Origin of the sequence: Sinomonas susongensis, from assembly GCF_005877005.1 — a bacterium.
Taxonomy (GTDB): Bacteria; Actinomycetota; Actinomycetes; order Actinomycetales; family Micrococcaceae; genus Sinomonas; species Sinomonas susongensis.
In genome coordinates, this window is record NZ_SSNH01000014.1 from 34,734 (window position 1) to 51,834 (window position 17,101).

General features: G+C 69.2%; 15 protein-coding genes. 7 read left to right on the forward strand and 8 right to left on the reverse strand.

Features of this window, described 5'->3' with window-relative positions:
- Window positions 1–22 precede the first annotated feature (22 nt).
- On the forward strand, window positions 23–1,228 hold the full coding sequence (locus E6A21_RS15815) for an MFS transporter (protein ID WP_138445123.1): 1,206 nt from the start codon (window positions 23–25) through the stop codon (window positions 1,226–1,228).
- Window positions 1,229–1,241: 13 nt separating this feature from the next.
- Here E6A21_RS15815 and E6A21_RS15820 read toward each other — a convergent pair whose 3' ends face one another.
- Both E6A21_RS15820 and E6A21_RS15825 read right to left on the reverse strand, forming a co-directional pair.
- Complete coding sequence (locus E6A21_RS15820; protein WP_138445124.1) at window positions 1,242–2,012, reverse strand: SDR family NAD(P)-dependent oxidoreductase; 771 nt, start codon at window positions 2,010–2,012, stop codon at window positions 1,242–1,244.
- Between the two features lie 93 nt (window positions 2,013–2,105).
- Window positions 2,106–3,536, reverse strand: coding sequence for an MFS transporter (locus tag E6A21_RS15825; protein WP_212745959.1), 1,431 nt, complete (start codon window positions 3,534–3,536; stop codon window positions 2,106–2,108).
- 156 nt (window positions 3,537–3,692) lie between these two features.
- On the opposite strand from E6A21_RS15825, the gene E6A21_RS15830 reads away from it, so the two are divergent.
- The 5 genes from E6A21_RS15830 (at window position 3,693) to E6A21_RS15850 (ending at window position 8,864) form a co-directional block, all read left to right on the forward strand.
- The gene (locus tag E6A21_RS15830) at window positions 3,693–4,700 is read left to right on the forward strand and encodes an SDR family oxidoreductase (protein WP_138445125.1); all 1,008 of its coding nucleotides are present in this window, start codon (window positions 3,693–3,695) and stop codon (window positions 4,698–4,700) included.
- A gap of 4 nt (window positions 4,701–4,704) precedes the next feature.
- Window positions 4,705–5,760 (forward strand): zinc-dependent alcohol dehydrogenase family protein, encoded by a 1,056-nt coding sequence (locus E6A21_RS15835; protein ID WP_138445126.1) that lies wholly within the window; start codon window positions 4,705–4,707, stop codon window positions 5,758–5,760.
- Between the two features lie 50 nt (window positions 5,761–5,810).
- Window positions 5,811–7,997 carry a glycogen debranching protein GlgX gene (gene glgX, locus E6A21_RS15840; protein ID WP_138445127.1) on the forward strand — a complete coding sequence of 729 codons (2,187 nt, stop codon included), beginning with the start codon at window positions 5,811–5,813 and terminating at the stop codon, window positions 7,995–7,997.
- 187 nt (window positions 7,998–8,184) lie between these two features.
- Window positions 8,185–8,508 carry a YidH family protein gene (locus E6A21_RS15845; RefSeq protein WP_138445128.1) on the forward strand — a complete coding sequence of 108 codons (324 nt, stop codon included), beginning with the start codon at window positions 8,185–8,187 and terminating at the stop codon, window positions 8,506–8,508.
- A complete protein-coding gene (locus tag E6A21_RS15850) occupies window positions 8,505–8,864 on the forward strand; it encodes a DUF202 domain-containing protein (RefSeq protein WP_138445129.1) in 360 nt (119 codons plus the stop codon). Before E6A21_RS15845 ends, E6A21_RS15850 begins: the two co-directional genes overlap by 4 nt.
- Window positions 8,865–8,910: 46 nt before the next feature.
- Here the strand turns inward: E6A21_RS15850 and E6A21_RS15855 are convergent, their stop codons facing one another.
- From E6A21_RS15855 to E6A21_RS15880, 6 genes are all read right to left on the reverse strand, one after another.
- Window positions 8,911–9,780 (reverse strand): hypothetical protein, encoded by an 870-nt coding sequence (locus E6A21_RS15855; RefSeq protein ID WP_246036572.1) that lies wholly within the window; start codon window positions 9,778–9,780, stop codon window positions 8,911–8,913.
- 69 nt (window positions 9,781–9,849) lie between these two features.
- The gene (locus E6A21_RS15860) at window positions 9,850–11,829 is read right to left on the reverse strand and encodes a sugar phosphate isomerase/epimerase and 4-hydroxyphenylpyruvate domain-containing protein (protein WP_138445130.1); all 1,980 of its coding nucleotides are present in this window, start codon (window positions 11,827–11,829) and stop codon (window positions 9,850–9,852) included.
- Window positions 11,829–12,773, reverse strand: coding sequence for a shikimate dehydrogenase (locus tag E6A21_RS15865; protein ID WP_138445131.1), 945 nt, complete (start codon window positions 12,771–12,773; stop codon window positions 11,829–11,831). The genes E6A21_RS15860 and E6A21_RS15865 overlap by 1 nt, the downstream gene beginning before the upstream one ends.
- Window positions 12,774–12,798: 25 nt before the next feature.
- Window positions 12,799–13,632 (reverse strand): IclR family transcriptional regulator, encoded by an 834-nt coding sequence (locus E6A21_RS15870; protein ID WP_246036574.1) that lies wholly within the window; start codon window positions 13,630–13,632, stop codon window positions 12,799–12,801.
- Between the two features lie 62 nt (window positions 13,633–13,694).
- A complete protein-coding gene (locus tag E6A21_RS15875; RefSeq protein WP_212745960.1) occupies window positions 13,695–14,705 on the reverse strand; it encodes a glycosyltransferase family 9 protein in 1,011 nt (336 codons plus the stop codon).
- Complete coding sequence (locus E6A21_RS15880) at window positions 14,702–15,922, reverse strand: glycosyltransferase family 4 protein (protein WP_138445132.1); 1,221 nt, start codon at window positions 15,920–15,922, stop codon at window positions 14,702–14,704. Before E6A21_RS15880 ends, E6A21_RS15875 begins: the two co-directional genes overlap by 4 nt.
- 173 nt (window positions 15,923–16,095) lie before the next feature.
- Here E6A21_RS15880 and E6A21_RS15885 point away from each other — a divergent pair, with 173 nt between their 5' ends.
- A complete protein-coding gene (locus E6A21_RS15885) occupies window positions 16,096–17,073 on the forward strand; it encodes a LacI family DNA-binding transcriptional regulator (RefSeq protein WP_138445133.1) in 978 nt (325 codons plus the stop codon).
- Window positions 17,074–17,101 lie beyond the last annotated feature (28 nt).

The following is a 17,101-nucleotide window of genomic DNA, read 5'->3' on the forward strand; positions in this document are numbered from 1 at the left end:
GGGCATCACTGAAGGGAAAAGCATGAGCCGGACGCAGGCCAAGGCGGGGCCCCAGCAGCCCTCGATGACACGCGGCCTGACACTCCTCTTCGCCATAGCGTCGGGGGCCGCCGTCGCCAACCTGTATTGGGCTCAGCCGCTCCTCGACACGATCGCGGGCCAGCTGCACGCCACTCCATCCGCAGCCGGCTGGCTCGTCACCTCGACCCAGATCGGCTACGCCGTCGGCATCCTCTTCATCGTCCCGCTCGGGGACGTGCTCGATCGGAGGCGGCTCACCGTCGCGATGATGCTCGTCTCGGCGGTCGTGCTCGTCCTGTGCGCCCTCGCTCCGACGTTCGGGTTCCTGCTGGCTGCCCTGTGCCTCCTGGGCATCACGACCGTCGCGGGTCAGATCCTCACGCCGCTCGCCGGGGACCTCGCCGACGACAAGGATCGCGGCCACATCGTCGGGACGGTCGTCGCGGGCATCCTCACCGGGATCCTCGCGTCCCGCGCCATCAGCGGCCTCGTCGCCGTGTTCGGGGGCTGGCGCGCGGTCTACGCCGCGGCCGCCGTCGCCGTCGTCGTCCTCGCAGGGTTCGTCTGGCGGGCGCTTCCTCCACTCCACCGCAAGGCGCGCGTCCCCTACCCGAAGCTGCTCGCCTCGGTGGCCGGCGTCGTCGTCCGCGAGCGCGCCGTGAGGTGGACGCTCGCACTGTCGACGACCGCATTCGCGGCGTTCACCCTGTTCTGGACGTCGCTCACGTTCCTGCTCGCGGGGCCGCCGTTCCACTACCCCGTCTCGATCATCGGCCTGTTCGGGCTCGTGGGCATCGCCGGCGCCGTGACCGCCCAGCGCGCCGGCCGGCTACACGACAGGGGCTGGTCGCTTCCGGCCACAGGCATCGCGTGGGTCCTCGTCCTCGCCTCTTTCGTGCTAGCGGCATTCTCTGGCCAGTCGGTCTGGATGCTCGTCCTCGTCGTCTTCATCCTCGACGTCGCGATCCAAGGCCAGAACGTCCTCAACCAGACTCGCCTCCTCTCGCTCTCGCACGAGGGGCGCAGCCGTCTCAACACGGCGTACGTGACCTCGAACTTCATCGGCGGGGCCATCGGTTCGGGCGTCTCTGCGCTCCTGTGGTCCTCGGGAGGATGGACCGGGGTCGCGATCGCCGGCATCGTGATGAGCTGCTGGGCGCTTGCCGTGTGGGCGCTCGGGCGCCGCGGGCCACTCGTGACCCACTGACGGCGTCTGCACATCAGTCAGGAAGGGCCACCCGGGTGATCTGGGCAAGCTTCTCGACCACCGCGTCCTGGAAGGCAACGTCGCGGACCGAGGCTGCCGGCTCGCGGCGGCGCCGGTGGTACCAGTAGCCCCCGCTGGTCCGGGCGTCGTCGTCCTCCCCCGCCGCGAGCCAGGCCTGGGTGAGGTGGCCCTGCTCGAGGTCGTCGGGCGCACCCGGGCCCCCCATGCGGGTGGGGACCCAGCCGGGGTCGACGACGTTGCTGCTGACGGCAGGCCAGCGCCGGGAGAGCGCAAACGCGAACGCCGTCACGAGCAGCTTGCTGTCCGAGTACGCCTGATAGGCCTCCCAGCGGCGCGTGAGCCACTCGATGTCGTCGAGCGAGGGGGTGCCGCTGCGGTGCATGCCGCTCGTCAGGAAGACCAGGCGGGACGGCCGCGCGAGCCGCGCTGTGAGGAGGTAGGGCGCGAGGACGTTGACGGCCAGCACCCGCGGGTGGCCTTCCGGCGTCGCGACCCGCCGGGACTCGGTGTACACGCCCGCGTTGTGGACGACGGCGTCCATGCGCCCCAGCTCGTTGACTTCGTCGGCGAGGGCAAGCGTCTCCGCGCGCACGGCGAGGTCGCCCACGACGACGCCTGCCGCCTGCGCGGCCACGTCACCGAGGTCGGCGGCCCGCTGGGAGCTGCGGGCGTGGACGACGACGTCGTGCCCTTGCGCGATGAGCGTCCTGGCGGCCGCGAGCCCGAGGCCTTGGGTTGATCCGGTGATGAAGATGCGGGCCACGTCAGGCCTCCTTCCCAGGCTGCTTCGACAGTAGCGAATGGTGCGGGAGCGCCGCACGTGGTGGGTCGGCCTGATGCCCGACCATGACCACCCCTAAACCGACGCCCGATCACCTCTGCCCTCGAAGAGAAGCCGCACTGCATCGCTCGAACGGTGCGCCCATCGCGTCGTGGAGACGTAGCCGATGACGAGCACGGCGAGCCCCGCGCCTGCGACCGCCCACCACAACGGGTGGGTGTCGCCCGTGAAGGACGGGCCGATCACGGCGCTCGCCCCCGCACCGGTCAGTGTGCCCGCGAGCGCGACGCCGATGGACGTGCCCGCCTGGCGGCTTGTCGAGGCGACGCCCGCGGCCACGCCGCTCTGGGAGAGCGGCATGCCCCCGACTGCCGTCGTCGTGATGGGAGCGTTGACCGTGCCGAACCCGAGGCCGAACAGCACATAGGAGACCAACAGCACGGCGTACGGCGTGTCGGCGCGCAGGAAGGTGAGGCTGATCCCGCTCGCACACAGCATGCCGCCGGCGATCATGAGCGAGGGACGGGTGCCGAATCGGGCGACCATGCGCCCGGAATTGAGCGAGGCGGCCAGGGTGCAGGCGGCGAGGGGCAGCATGTAGAGCCCGGTGGCGAAGGGAGAATAGCCGCGGACCTGCTGCAGGTACAGCGCATTGACGAAGAGGAAGGCGGCATAGGCTCCGAAGGCGAGGATCGCGCACAGGGTGGCCGAGGAGAACGGCACCGAATGGAAGAACCGCATGTCGAGGAATGGCTCCTCGAGCCGGCGCTCGTAGCCGATGAGCCCCGCAACTGCGGCTGCTGCAACCACGATGAGCGCAACGATGATGGGCGAGCCCCACCCCTGGCCGGGTCCCTCAATGAGGGCATAGACCAGTGAGGCGAGCCCGACGATGACGAGCACCTGCCCCACTGGGTCAATGCTGCGGGCGCGCGGAGCCTTCGACTCCGGCACGAACAGCGAGGTCAGGACAACAGCAAGGATCGCGATGGGGACGTTGATCCAGAAGATCGAGCGCCACCCGACGTGCTCGGTGAGGTACCCGCCGACGAGCGGCCCGAAGGCCTGTGAGACACCGACGACGGCGCCCCAGACGCCGACTGCGCGAGCCCGCTCGCGGCGATCGGTGAAGGTGTTGGTGATGATCGACATCGCGACAGGGTTGAGCATCGAGCCGCCGATGCCCTGCAGGATGCGGAACAGGATGAGCAGGTGGATCGTGGGGGCGAGGCTGCACAGCAGCGAGGCGACGCCGAATGTCACCAGCCCGGTCTGGAAGACCCGGCGCCGGCCTATCCGGTCCGCGGCGGAGCCGGCGAGGAGCAGGAAGCTGGCGATGGCCACTGTGTACCCGTCGATGGTCCACTGCAGCGTTGAGACAGTGGTGTCGAGGTCGCGCCGAATCGAGGGCAGCGCCACGTTCACCACGGTGGCGTCCAAAGAGACGATGAGCAGGCTCATGCAGCAGATGGCGAGCACGAGCCCCTTGCGCGGGTGGTCGGTCATGACACTCCTGCAGATAGACGCATTGTTAGCAAGGCTAACAACATCTGGACAGACTCTCCAATTCGGCGATACGGTACGGCCATCTCGGCGGCCCAGATCGTTCCCGCTCCCGCCATGGAGACCGGCACACTCGTTCGCTCAATCAGGAGGAAACCCATGTCCGGAAAGAGCATCCTCTACATCGGGGGGACCGGCACCATCAGCGCGGCCTGCGTCGCCCGCTCCCTTGAGCGAGGCGACTCGGTCACGGTGCTCAACCGGGGCACGGGAAGGCAGCCCATTCCAGACGGGGCGGAGAGCGTTGTCGCCGACGCGCGGGACCGCCAGTCCGTGCGGGACGCCTTGGGGGACCGAGAGTTCGACGTCGTCGCACAGTTCGTCGCCTTCACCCCGGCGCAGGTTGCGACCGACATCGACCTCTACGAGGGGCGGACGGGACAGTACGTCTTCATCAGCTCCGCCTCGGCCTACGAGAAGCCACCCCGGCGCCTGCCGATCACGGAGTCCACTCCCCTGCGCAACCCGTTCTGGCAGTACTCCCGGGACAAGATCGCCTGCGAAGACCTTCTCATGAGCGCCTTCAGGGAGCGTGAACTCCCCATCACCATCGTCCGGCCGTCCCACACCTACGATCACCGGCTGCTCCCGACCCTCGGCGGGTGGACCGACGTCGCCCGCATGCGTGCGGGGAAGCCCGTCCTGATCCACGGCGACGGGACCAGCCTGTGGACTCTGACCCACAGCGAAGACTTCGCAGTCGGCTTCACCGGGCTCCTCGGCCACCCCGACGCGATCGGGGAGGCCTTCACCATCACAGGTGACCACGTGCCGACGTGGAACCAGGTCTACCGTTGGCTCGCCAATGCTGCGGGGGTGGAAAGCCCCGACTTCGTCCATGTCGCGTCCGAGACCATCGCTCGGCTGCACCCTGCCCTCGGGCCAGGGCTCCTGGGAGACCGTTCCCACTCGGTCGTGTTCGACACGGCCAAGCTGCGGGCGCTCGTCCCCGAGTTCCGCACGACCATCACGTTCGACGAAGGCGCGCGGCGCCTCGTGGCCCACTACGAGGCGCACCCCGAACTGCAGGTCCTCGACGAGGAGCTGGACGCGGCCTTCGATCGCATTGCAGCCACCGCTCTCGGCTCCCTGAACCCGCAGACCTGAGCCCGTGCGCGCGATCGTCATGGACCAGATCGCCGCGCCGCTCGCCGTCCGGGAAGTCGCAGAGCCGGAGGTGCCCGAGGGCGGAGTGGCGATCACCGTCGTCGCGACCGGGCTCTGCCGGAGCGACTGGCACGCCTGGGCCGGCCACGACGACATCGCGCTGCCCCACGTTCCCGGGCACGAGCTCGCCGGCGTCATCACGCGCGTCGGGCCCGGCGTGGCGAAGTGGTCGGTCGGCGACCGCGTCACCGCTCCGTTCGTGGAGGGCTGCGGGAAATGCGAGTGGTGCCGCGCAGGCGACGCCCAGGTCTGCCCGGACCAGCAGCAGCCCGGCTTCACCCATTGGGGTTCCTTCGCCGAGCGCGTCGTGATCCACGCGGCGGACACTAATCTCGTCGCGATCCCCGAGGGGGTCAGCTTCGAGGCCGCCGCGAGCCTGGGCTGCCGGTTCGCGACCGCCTACCGCGCACTGACAGGGCGGGCGCGCCTCAGGGAGGGCGAGTGGACCACGGTCGTCGGCGCGGGCGGCGTCGGGCTCAGCGCCGTCATGATCGCGAAGGCGCTCGGCGGCAGGGTCATCGCAGTCGACCGGAACTCAGCAGCCCTGGACGTCGCCGCCTCCCTCGGGGCTGACCACGTCCTACTGGCCGACGGCACCGTCACGGCCGACGGCACCGACATCCCCGCACAGGTCCATGCCCTGACGGGAGGCGGCAGCCATGTCTCCGTCGACGCCGTCGGAAGCGAACAGACGAGCGCCAGCGCGATCCTCAGCCTGCGCCGTAGGGGCCGGCACGTGCAGATCGGCCTCCTGCCGCCAGTGGAGGGCCACCCTCGTGTGCCGATGGCGCGCGTGATCGCGTGGGAGCTCGACGTGTTCGGCAGCCACGGAATGGCGGCGAGGGACTACCCCGGGATGCTCGCCCTGATCGCGTCCGGTGCGCTCGAACCGCAGAAGCTCATCGAGCGCGTCATCGGGCTCGAGGAGGCGGCCCGCATGCTGCCTGGCTTCGACACCGCGAACGTCGCAGGCATGACCATGATCGATCCGACGCGCTGAGGCCTTCCGGCCGATCGCGGATCTCAGGAGAAATCGAGAAGAGGTACATCGTGGAAGTCTGGGCTGGCAGTCCGTACCCGTTCGGGGCGACCTATGACGGCAGTGGAACCAATTTCGCGGTATTCAGCGAAGTCGCGACTGCCGTCGAGCTGTGCCTCTTCGACGACCGCGGGAACGAGACGCGGATTCCCCTCGAATCAGTCGACGCGTTCGTATGGCACTGCTATCTGCCCCACGTGCTCCCGGGCCAGTTGTACGGGTACAGGGTCCACGGTCCCTATGAGCCCTCCGCGGGCCTCCGCTGCAATCCCGCCAAATTGCTCCTGGATCCCTACGCCAAGGCGCTCCACGGCGACATCAAGTGGGATCAGGCCCTTTTCTCCTACAACTTCGGCGACCCCAATTCGCTGAACAGCCTGGATTCCGCCGCTTTCACGATGCGTTCCGTCGTCATCAGCCCCTTCTTCGATTGGCAGGGCGACAAGGCGCCCAACATCCCGTACAACCAGACCTTCATCTACGAAGCCCACGTCAAGGGCCTCACCAAGCTGCACCCCGACGTCCCCGAGGAGGAGCGGGGCACGTACGCAGGCATCGCGCACCCCGCCGTGATCGACCACCTCCTCCGCTTGGGCGTCACGGCCGTGGAGCTCATGCCCGTCCACCAGTTCGCGCAGGACGGCCTGCTCCTCGAGCGAGGGCTCTCCAACTACTGGGGCTACAGCACGATCGGGTTCCTGGCGCCCCACAGCGGCTACAGCTCGACCCGCGAACCCGGCCTGCAGGTGCAGGAATTCAAGGCGATGGTGCGGTCCCTCCACGCGGCCGGGATAGAGGTCATCCTCGACGTCGTGTACAACCACACCGCTGAGGGGAACCACCTCGGCCCGACCCTCTCCTTCAGGGGGATCGACAACCACGCGTACTACCGACTCGCCGAGGACCCGGCGTTCTACGCGGACTACACGGGCACCGGGAACACCGTCAACGTGCGCCACCCGCACACGCTGCAGCTCCTCATGGATTCGCTGCGGTACTGGGTGACGGAAATGCACGTGGACGGCTTCCGCTTCGACCTCGCGGCGACCCTCGCCCGGGAGTTCTACGACGTGGACCGCCTCTCGAGCTTCTTCGACCTCGTCCAGCAGGACCCTGTGGTGTCGCAGGTGAAGCTCATCGCGGAGCCCTGGGACGTGGGACCGGGCGGCTATCAGGTGGGAAACTTCCCGCCCCTGTGGACGGAATGGAACGGGAAGTACCGTGACGCGGTGAGGGACTTCTGGCGCGGGGCTCCCGCCACTCTGGGGGAATTCGCCTCGCGTCTGGCAGGATCAGCGGACCTCTACGAGTCGTCGGGGCGCCGGCCGGTGGCGTCCATCAACTTCGTCACGGCGCACGACGGCTTCACCCTCCGCGACCTCGTCTCCTACAACGAGAAGCACAATGAGGCGAACGGTGAGGGGAACAACGACGGAGAGTCGTTCAATCGCTCCTGGAACTGCGGTGCCGAGGGGGAGACCGACGACGAGGCGATCCTGGCCCTGCGTTCCCGCCAGCAGCGGAACTTCATCGCGACCCTCATGCTCTCCCAGGGTGTCCCCATGCTCCTGCACGGAGACGAGCTGGGCCGCTCCCAGTCGGGGAACAACAACGCCTACTGCCAGGACTCGGACCTCACTTGGGTCGACTGGAGCGCGGCGGACACTCCCCTCGTCGAATTCACCGCGGAGGCCAGCCGGCTTCGGAAGGAGCATCCGACCTTCCGGCGAAATCGCTTCTTCGAGGGGCGGCCCGTCGAGCGCGGGGTCGGGGATCCTCTGCCCGATATCGTCTGGCTGAACCTGGATGCCTCTCCGATGCTCCCGAGCAACTGGGATGAGGAGCTGGCCCGTGCCGTGGCCGTCTTCTACAACGGTGCGGGGATCGGCAAGGACCACCGCGGGCGCCCGATCGAGGATGCAAGTTTCCTCCTCTGCTTCAATTCGAACAGCCACCCCGCCACGTTCGTCCTCCCTCCCGAGGAGTACAACCCCGAATGGGAGCTCGTGCTGGACACAGCAGGTGAACTGCCCGGCAATTCCCGTTGCAGTGCGAGCGAGGAGCTCAAGGTCATGGAGAAGTCCGTCGTGGTCCTCCGTACGTACTCCCCTCCCAGCAAGGCCCCGGACCACTCGGTCGCTGCATCGCTCGCGGCGCTGCGCCGGCTGCAGGCAGCGGGACGCGCTCAGGGCGCGTGAGGAAGGACCGGCTCTGACGGTCGGCGGCGGAACCTGCGCGGGGATCAGGCAGGGTGGCGAGAAGAGCGGTGATAGATTCGAAAAGAAGTGCGCCGACGCCGGAAAAAGGAACGATGGAACCGCTCGCACCGAAAATGAGCCGGACCCAGTGAAGCTCAGGGAGCCGCAGTGGCGGCGCGAAGGAGAGATGCCGGACTACCGGTTCTCGCTGGCCAACGAGCGCACGTTCCTCGCATGGATCCGCACGGCCATGGCGATTCTCGCCGGTGCCATCGCCGTCGACCAGCTCACCCCCCAGATCGCCCCGACGCCGGTCCGGATCGTCCTGTGCCTCGTGCTCGCAGTCATCGGCGCGTTCCTGGCGATCGAGGCCTACCGGCGCTGGTCGCTTCAGGAGCAGGCGATGCGCCAGGGCCGCGAGCTTCCGCACGCGTGGCTCCTTGTTGCCATGACGATCGTCGTGGCGACGGCGGGAGCAGTGGTTGCCCTGCTCATCCTCCTCGTGCGATGACGTCTCCTCCGGGCAGCATGGACGAGACCCGCGATCCCGGCCTGCAGCCCGAGCGGACCTCCCTGGCGTGGCGGCGCACGCTCTTGGCCCTCCTCGTCTCGGACTTCTTGATCTGGCGCTCATGGACCGCCTCCATCGCGCACCACAGCGGCCAGATCGAGGGCTCCGCGCTCGGGCTCGGGATCGCAGCCGCCGTCGCGGCCGCCGCGACGGCAGTCCTCGGCGGCTGCGTCCTCTACCGCACTTGGGCGCTCAGACGCACGACGGCGCCCCCGGCCTGGCTCCTGCTGTCAGCGACGACGGCGATCATCGCCTTGGCCGGGGCCACGATCGCTGCCATCATCCTCGGAAAGTAGGGTTCCATCCCAGCTCGCCCCGTAGGGCAGCCGAGAGTGTTCCGGGCTACTGGCCCGTCGTGCTGGTGGCGGTGGCTCCGCTCGAGCTCAGGGTGCTGCTGCCCAACGGCGTGGCCGTGACGGTCACGGTAGCCGTCGGCGTGCTGGTCCCGCTGCTCGGGCTGGAGCCAGAGGTGGATCCAGACGAGGACGTGGCTCCTGTGGTCGCGGGCGATGAGGCGTTCTGGAGGACGCTGTTCACGAGGCCCTCGAGCTCCTGCTGATCGGTGTCGCCGAGATTCCCGCCGCTCTTGGTCGCGACGACGAGCAGCCGGCCCTGCCCTGCCGAGACCTGCATGAGCATGTCGGAGGAGTTGCCGCCCCGAGTGCTGACCGTGCCGAATGTCTCGTCCGCGCTCGTCTTGGCCTGCAGCTGCCTGCTCGAAACCGTGACCTTCTGGCCGACTGCTGAGACCGTGAAGGTCGAGCACTGTGTCATCTTGCCGCTGATGTCCTTGACGAGCTGCTCGGCGTCCGGGCCTTGCGAGCCAGACTGCGCGGAGACGGTTCTGGGCTTCTGGCTGTCCGAGATGGCGACCGCGACCGAACCGTTGTCGACGCTGTTCACGAGGCCCGCCGTCGCGATCGACTTGCAGTCGGCCGGATCGACGGTGGCGGTGCTCAAGAGGAGGCTTCCCAGGTTCTTCCCCGCGCTCACCTGCTCCTGCGAATAGAGATTGAGGGGGTTCCCGTCCGAATCCTTGAGCCCCGAGATGAGGTTCCGAAGCTCCGAGTCGCTGTAGACGTGAGCCGAGGCGCTCGTCGAGGGGGTCGCCGAGGTGGACGGCGCCGTCGTCCCTCCCCCACCCGTGCACCCCGCGAGGGCCAGTCCGGTGACGCCCATCATCCCCACGGCCGCGATGCGCTTCAAGTCCACGGTTTCCTCCACTTCCCCGCTGTCAGGTGTGGAGGGGTTACCCGTCCTTCCCGGAGTGAACCTGCTCCTTCAGGCCCTGAGCCGCCCCGCGGGCTGCATGGAATGCTGGACCGCGTGCCGGATGGGGGCGTTGGGGGCGCCGAATCCGTCGTAGCCGTCGATCCGCTGCACCATCTCGAAGAACACGCTGCCTACGGTGGCGGTGTAGAAGTGCAGGAACGCGCCGTTCTCGTCGCGGTCGTACATGAGGTCGAGTTCGCGGAGCGTCGCGAGGAACTCGGGCTCCAGGGCGAATCTGGCGTCGAGGTCCTCGTAGTAGTTCTCCGGGATCTCGAGGAAGGGCAGGTTCCGCGCCCGGCAGCCGCGGGCAGTCGCCACGAGGTCCGGCACCGAGATCGCGATGTGCTCCTGGAACGTGTCCTCGACCGTGCCCCGCACGGTGTCGGCCTGAACCCACGGGGCGAGGTTGAGGGCGAGTCGCACGGCCCGTCCGCCCTGTGCGAGCTCGGTCTGCATGACCTGCGAGCGCACGAGTCCCGTGGGGCTCGAGACCTCCTGTGACGGCTGCGGGGTCAGGGCGAGCACGGACGAGTAGAACAGCACGCCCTCGTCATAGTGCTGCCAGGGCTGGGCCAGGTTGATGTGGTCGATCCGCGCCGACGAGGTGGCCGGAGCCGTGGAAGCGGCTGGCGGGGTGATCGCGCCGTCGTCCTCTTGGGCCGACGCGGCACCGAACTCCCCCACCCAGAGCGTGTCCTGGCACAGGAAGACTTCGGTGCTGTCCGGCGCCTGGACCGCCTGCAGCACCTCCTCGTTCGCCTGCGAGGTGCGCGGGACGGCGACCGCTTTGAGCTGTAGCGCGCGGGCGACGGCGCTCACGGAGTTCTCGACGTCGAAGCCCAGCGCCGAGATCGCCGGGGCGACACCGCTGGCCTGCTGGCGGTTGACGATGATGCGCGCATCGCCGAGAGTCCAGAGGCTCACGGGCTTGGTCCGATGCTCGCCCTGCGGCTCGAAGCCCAGCTGCACCAGCAGCCTCTCGAGTTCGACGGTGCTTGCCGCGGCGTCCGCCGACTTGACCTCGGCGAAGTTGATGCCTGTCGGCGGCGCGACCTGCGGAAGGGTCGTGAGCGGCATCGGGTGGGCGCGCGAAGCGGCGGCGAGCTGGGCGGGAGTGGGCGCTGCGCCGTCGGCTTGTGCGGAGGCTCCTGCTGCCTCTGCGGCCAAGTGCTTCGCCGTCCGCTCCTCGAGCCAGATGAGGGAGCGCATCGCGTCGACGGCCGTGCGCTCGACGTCCGACTGCCGGAACGTGTCGTTGAAGACCTCGAGCGAGACCGGACCGTTGTAGCCCGTGCGTGCCACATGGCCGAGGAACTTCGGCAGGTCGAACTGGCCCTCCCCCGGGAATACTCGGTAGTGGCGGCTCCAGCTCAGGACATCCATGGACAGCTTGGGGGCGTCCGCAACCTGCACGAAGAAGATCTTCTCCCCCGGGATCCCCTCGATCGGCTCGGTATTCCAGCCGCGGGAGAGGATGTGGAACGTGTCGAGGCACGCCCCGAGGTTCGGGTGGTCGGCGTCAGCGACGAGGCGCCATGCGTGCTCGAAGTCGTTCACGAAGGTGCCCCACGCGAGGGCCTCGTAGGCGACCTTCACACCATGGTCCGCCGCGAGTTCGGCAAGGCTGTGGAGCTGCTCGGCGCGCAGGCCGTCGTCGTCCCGGTATTCTGCGCCGGCAGCGGCCACGGTACTGCACACGAGGATCGTGTCGATGCCGAGCCGGCCCATGAGCTTGAACTTCGCCTCGGCGCGACGGAGGTTGGCCCGGAACAGCTCGTCGGAGACGGAGTCGAAGTCGCGGAAGGGCTGGTAGAGGTCCAGCCCGAGGCCGAGGTCCTCGGCAAGGGCTCGGACGGCCTCGGGGCTGAGGGACGAGGCGACGAGGTCGGCCTCGAAGATCTCAGCACCCCCGAATCCGGCCCTCGCGGCAGCACGGAGCTTCTGTTCGAGCGTCCCGGAGAGGCAGACGGTCGCGATTCCGGTGCGCATCAGTGGGCACCTGCCTGCGCCCCGGCCGTCACGCCGGGGCCGACCGGACCCCGAGCCTCGGACCGGGCCTGCTCCTCACGCTCGACGAGCTCAAGGAAGTGAGCGCGCATGCGCTCCCCGTCGGGCTCCCGGCCCGTGAAGATCCGGAACGCGTCCACCGCCTGGCCGACGGCCATGCGGCCGCCGTCGAGCACGCGGCAGCCGCGGGCACGCGCCTCCCGCACGAGCTGGGTCTCGATGGGCCGGTACACGATGTCGGCCACCCACTGCCCGGGATCGAGCACCGAGGTGTCGAACGGGGTCCCGGGATGGGCGGCCATGCCCACGGGCGTGCAGTGGACGACGCCGTCCGCCGCCTCGAGCAGGGAGGCGAGCTCCGCCGTCGTGCGCCCCTCGATGGACGCCAGCGGGAACATCGCAGCGAGCTCGGCAGCGCGCTCGACCGCCCGCTGGGAGTCGAGGTCGACGATGCTCAGGTGCTCCACCCCGGCGGTGAGCAGCGCATACGCGACGGCCGAGCCGGCGCCGCCCGCGCCGAGCTGGACGACACGACCGAGCTCCGCCTCCGGGAGCCCGGAACGGAACGCGCTCAGGAAGCCGGACCAATCCGTGTTGTGGCCGACGGTGCGGCCACCCTCGTCGATGACGATCGTGTTGACGGCACCGAGCCGGACCGCGTCGTCGTCGATCTCGTCGAGGTGCGGGATCACGAGCTGCTTGCAGGGATGGGTGATGTTGAGGCCGTTGTAGCCGAGGCTGCGCGCCGCGCGCACCAGTTCGCCAACGCGCTCCGGGGGGAGGCCCAGGACGGCGAGGTCGATCGGCCGGTAGAGGTACAGCAGCCCGTGGGCGGCACCCTCGCGCTCGTGCATCGGCGGCGTGAGGGAGGGGACGACGCCGTCACCGATCAGTCCGATCAGGTACGACTCGGCGGGGAGGCTCACTCGGAGTCCTTTCAGGGGGTTCTGTTCAGTGGCGGGGCAGGCGGGCCGCGAGCTCCTCGGCGGCCTCGCGGAGGGCTGGAAGCTGGCTGACGAGGTCGTCGACGGTCATGCGGACCGTCGGGGCAGAGCAGGCGATGGACCCGATGGCCACCCCCGGCTCCCCGGGCCCAGAATCGACGAGCACGGGCACGGCGATGGCCCGCATCCCGACCTCGTTCTCCTCGTCCATGAGCGAGTAGCCCTGGGCTCGGACTCGCTCGAGCTCGGCCCTGAACTCGTCGCGGTCGGTGATGGTCCGGGGTGCGACCGGCACAAGCTCAACAGAGCGGATGAGCTGCTCGCGCTCCTCCTCGGGGGCGAAGGCGACGAGTGCCTTGCCGACAGCCGAGCAGTGGAGGTAGCCGCGGTAGCCGGGGTCGCTCGTGACCCGGAGCGTGCTGGGGCCCTCGACCTTCGCGACAGTCAGGAAGCGGTCGTCGTCCTGGACGGCGAGGATGCTCGCCTCTTGGGTCTTCTCCGTGAGGCGCGAGAGGACCGGTGTCGCGGTCCCGGCAAAGCCGAGGCTGTTCGCGACGTACAGGCCGAGCTGGAAGACCCGGAGACCGAGGCTGTACTTCTTGCCCACGGGATCGAAGTCCACGAACCCCGCGCGCTGGAGCGACTGGAGGAGCCGGTACGCCGTGCTGAACGGCAGCTCGGCCCGGCGCGAGAGGTCCGCGGCCGTGGTCGCGCCCGGGGCGTCGCCGAGCATGACGAGAAGGCTCAGCGCCTTGCCGACCATGTCGGTCTTCGGGGGCCGTTCGACGTCGGTGGGCCTTCCGTGCACGCCGGGCCGCTCGTCGGAAGTGGCGGGGGTCATATCCCGATACTGACATAGCTTTCACATAGTGGCAATCATCACCACGATGTGAACACACGTCCTCACTCGACTCCGAGGGCCGCCTCCACCTGCTCCGGGCTGATGTCAGCCATGCAGGCGGGACCGTCTCCGCGAGCGAACGGGCACTGAGCATCCCACCAGCACACCTGCTCGGTGAAGTTGGCCGGGCGGCGTTCCGGGCACTCCGGCAACCCCTGGAGGCTGACGCCGAGCAGGGGGTGCAGCCCGTAGCGGCTCGCAACGGTCGGGCCATACAGTCCTACCGCCCGCAGGCCGACGGCGGTCGCCAGGCGCACCGGCCCCGTGTCGCCGCCGACGCAGCTGCCACCCGCTTCCCCGGCCGCTGCACACAGCGCGGCAAGCTGCCGCAGGGTGAGCCGAGGGGCCTGCAGGGCCCCCGCGTCGGTCAGCCCAGACCAGCGTCCGGGCTCCTCCGCGACCAGCACGGGGGCTCGACCAGCCGCCAGGAGGCGGGTCGTGAGGCGAACCCAGTGCTGCTGGGGCCACCGCTTGACGGCCATCCCCGAGTCCGGGACCAGGATCACTGCGGGGCACCCATCGGGGACCAGGGCCGAGAGCAGCTCCCGGCCCTCGGCGAGTTCGTCCGAGCCGAGGGCAACGCGCGGCGGCTGGCCGAGGAACTGCAGGTCGATGACGCCGTCGCGGGCGAGCAGCCCGAGGTACCTCTGGTCCACGAGCTCGTCCGGCGGCGGGGACCGCCAGAGATTGGTGATCGCGACGCCACCGGCAGCCTCGAGAAGCCTGGGCAGCCCATGGCCGCGATTGGTCGTGATGCTCAGGTCCGGGCGGATCCGGTCCAGCGCCTTCTCCACCGCCCGGTGTATGTCCTCCGTCTCCCGGCCTGAAACGGGAATGACCTCGTCGATGAGCGCGTCCCGCTCGAGCAGCACGTCCCAAGGCTCGAGGGTGACGACGTGGACGGCCGCGTCCTGGTGGGACAGCGCGAGGGCGTGGATCGCCGGGAGGGCGAGGACGACGTCGCCGAGCCCGCCCATGACGTCCACGATGAGAATGCTCCGGACGCCGCTCACGCGAGGACCTCCCGGTAGAGGTCCGCGTGACGACGCGCGATGTCCCGCCACGAGTGCTCCTCCGCGAGCGCCTTGCCGGCCCGGGAAACGCGCGCCCGGAGACCGTCGTCGTGCAGGACGCGGCGCAGCCCAACCGCCAAGGCCTCGCTGTCCCGGACAGTGCGGACCACGACACAGTTGCGGCCATCCTCGATCGCGGCGTCCGCACCAGCGGTCACCACGACCGGAAGCCCATGGTCGAGCATCGTGAGAAGGGACCCGCTCTTGGTGGTGACCCCGCCAGTGAAGGGCAGGACGCCGACGTCGCTCGCGAGAAGCCACCGCGAGACCTCGGAGGGGGGCTCGAATCCCGTGAAGGTCACGTGGCTCTCGATGTCGAGGCGACACACTTGTCCCAGCAGCTCGGCACGGAAGTCCCGCGCCTCCTGCCCCGGCAGGGCAAGGGATTCGAAGCCGCCGACGACGACCACGTGGAGGTCCTCGCCCTCCGAACGCAGCCGCGCCGTGGCTTCGAGGAGGTATCGGATCCCCTTGACCGGATGCACGAAGCCGAAGAAGGCTAGGAGCCTCGTGCCCGGCCCGAGGCCCAGACGTCCACGGATCTCGCGCCGGCACTGGTGGCGGTCTCGGTCCTGCGGTGACTGGACGTTGGCGCCGATTGGTATGTGGTGCGCCTCGATCCGACCCTGGAAGCGTTCGCGGAGCGTGCTGAGATGGGCGGGATTGGTGACGACGACGGCGCGGCTCCGGGGAACGAGGAAGCCGGTTTCGCGGTCGGCGATTCTGCGCCGCTCCGCGAAGGGCCAGAGCCGGCGCGACGCGCGGGCCCGGGCGACCGGGAGCTCCCACGAGCCGTACTCGTGCAGGGTCGTCAGGAGTGGCAGCGACCGCGGGATGAGGAGGGGCAGAAGGCCTATCGACCCCTGGAAGCCGTACATGGAGGGGGCGAACTGGACGTGCACGGCGTCGAGGCCCAACCTGTGGAGGGCCCTGCCTGCCGTGGCTGTTCCGCCAAGGTCCCAGCGCTCGGTGATGGAAGTACTGCCTGCCGTCTCGGTGCCGCTCCCGACGACGACCGGTTCCACGCCTCTGGCTTCGAGCTCGTGTGCGAGCCTTGCGACGTAGCCGGCGACTCCGTCGAGGTCCGCGCGCGGCCACCCGCAGACCAAGCCGATCCGCAACGGCCCCTGGCGCTCTCGGCACCCTTCTCGTCGCACGGCTGCTCCCTCCTCGGCGACTCCGGCAACCCGGGTTTACCCGCTCCCCCGTGGGCTAGCCAGCCGGAGGCCGATGAGACCGATGCAGTGTGTTTCAGCAACAGCTTGACGCGTTGCAGAAACGGTGTCATCCTGTGAAACGGCTGTGACGCCAAACACACGAGGAGGTGGGGATGACCACGATCGCCGACATCGCGAAGGCCGCGGGCGTGTCGAAGTCGACAGTGTCGAGGTCGTTCACGCGCCCCGATTCGGTCAACGGCGAGACCCGTGACCGCATCCTCAGCGTCGCCTCCGAGCTCGGCTACAACCCGGCCCCCGCGAGGGCCGAGGCCACCGGGACCATCGCGCTCTTCATCCCGGACATCGCAAACCCGTACTACCCGCCGCTCGTCAAGGCGATCCAGGCGGCGTGCCGCCGACAGTCGATCTCGCTGCTCGTCGTCGACGGCGAGAACGACCCGGAGGCTGACGCCGAGGAGCTCGAGCGCGTCATCGGCCGTGTCGACGGCGCCATCATCTTCGCGCCGCGCATGGACGCCGAGAGGCTCCGCGCGCTCGACGCGGTCTCCCCCGTCGTCCTCATCAACCACGTTGCGGAAGGGCTGCCCTCGGTCATCCTCTCCGCTCCTGAAGGCGCCCGTCAGGCAGTCGAACACCTCGCAGCCCTGGGGCACCGCTCGATCGCGTACCTCGCCAGCCTCGAAGACAACTATTCGAGCCGAGTGCGCCTTGCCGCGGCAGAGGAGGCGGCCCATCACCTCGGCTGCACCCTCATCGTCCTCACTCACGCGGAGCCGACGTACGCCGCCGGCGTCCGCGCAGCGGACCTCGTCCTGGCGGAATCCGTCACAGCGGTGATCGCGCACAACGACCTCATGGCATTCGGCTGCATCAACCGCCTCGCCGACCGCGGGGTCACGGCCGGGACCGACATCAGCGTCATCGGCTTCGACGACATCTGGCTCGCGTCCGCCTCACGGCCCGCGCTCACCACGGTCAACACCCCGTACGAACGTGGTGGCGCCGTCGCCCTCCGGCTCCTCACCGAGCGGATCGCCGACCCAACGCGGCCAGCCAGCCTAGTCCACCTCTCCGGAGACCTCATCGTGCGCAACAGCACCGCGCCCGCCCACGTCTCCCTTGCCTGACCCCAACCCCGTCCACCTGTCCCACTCC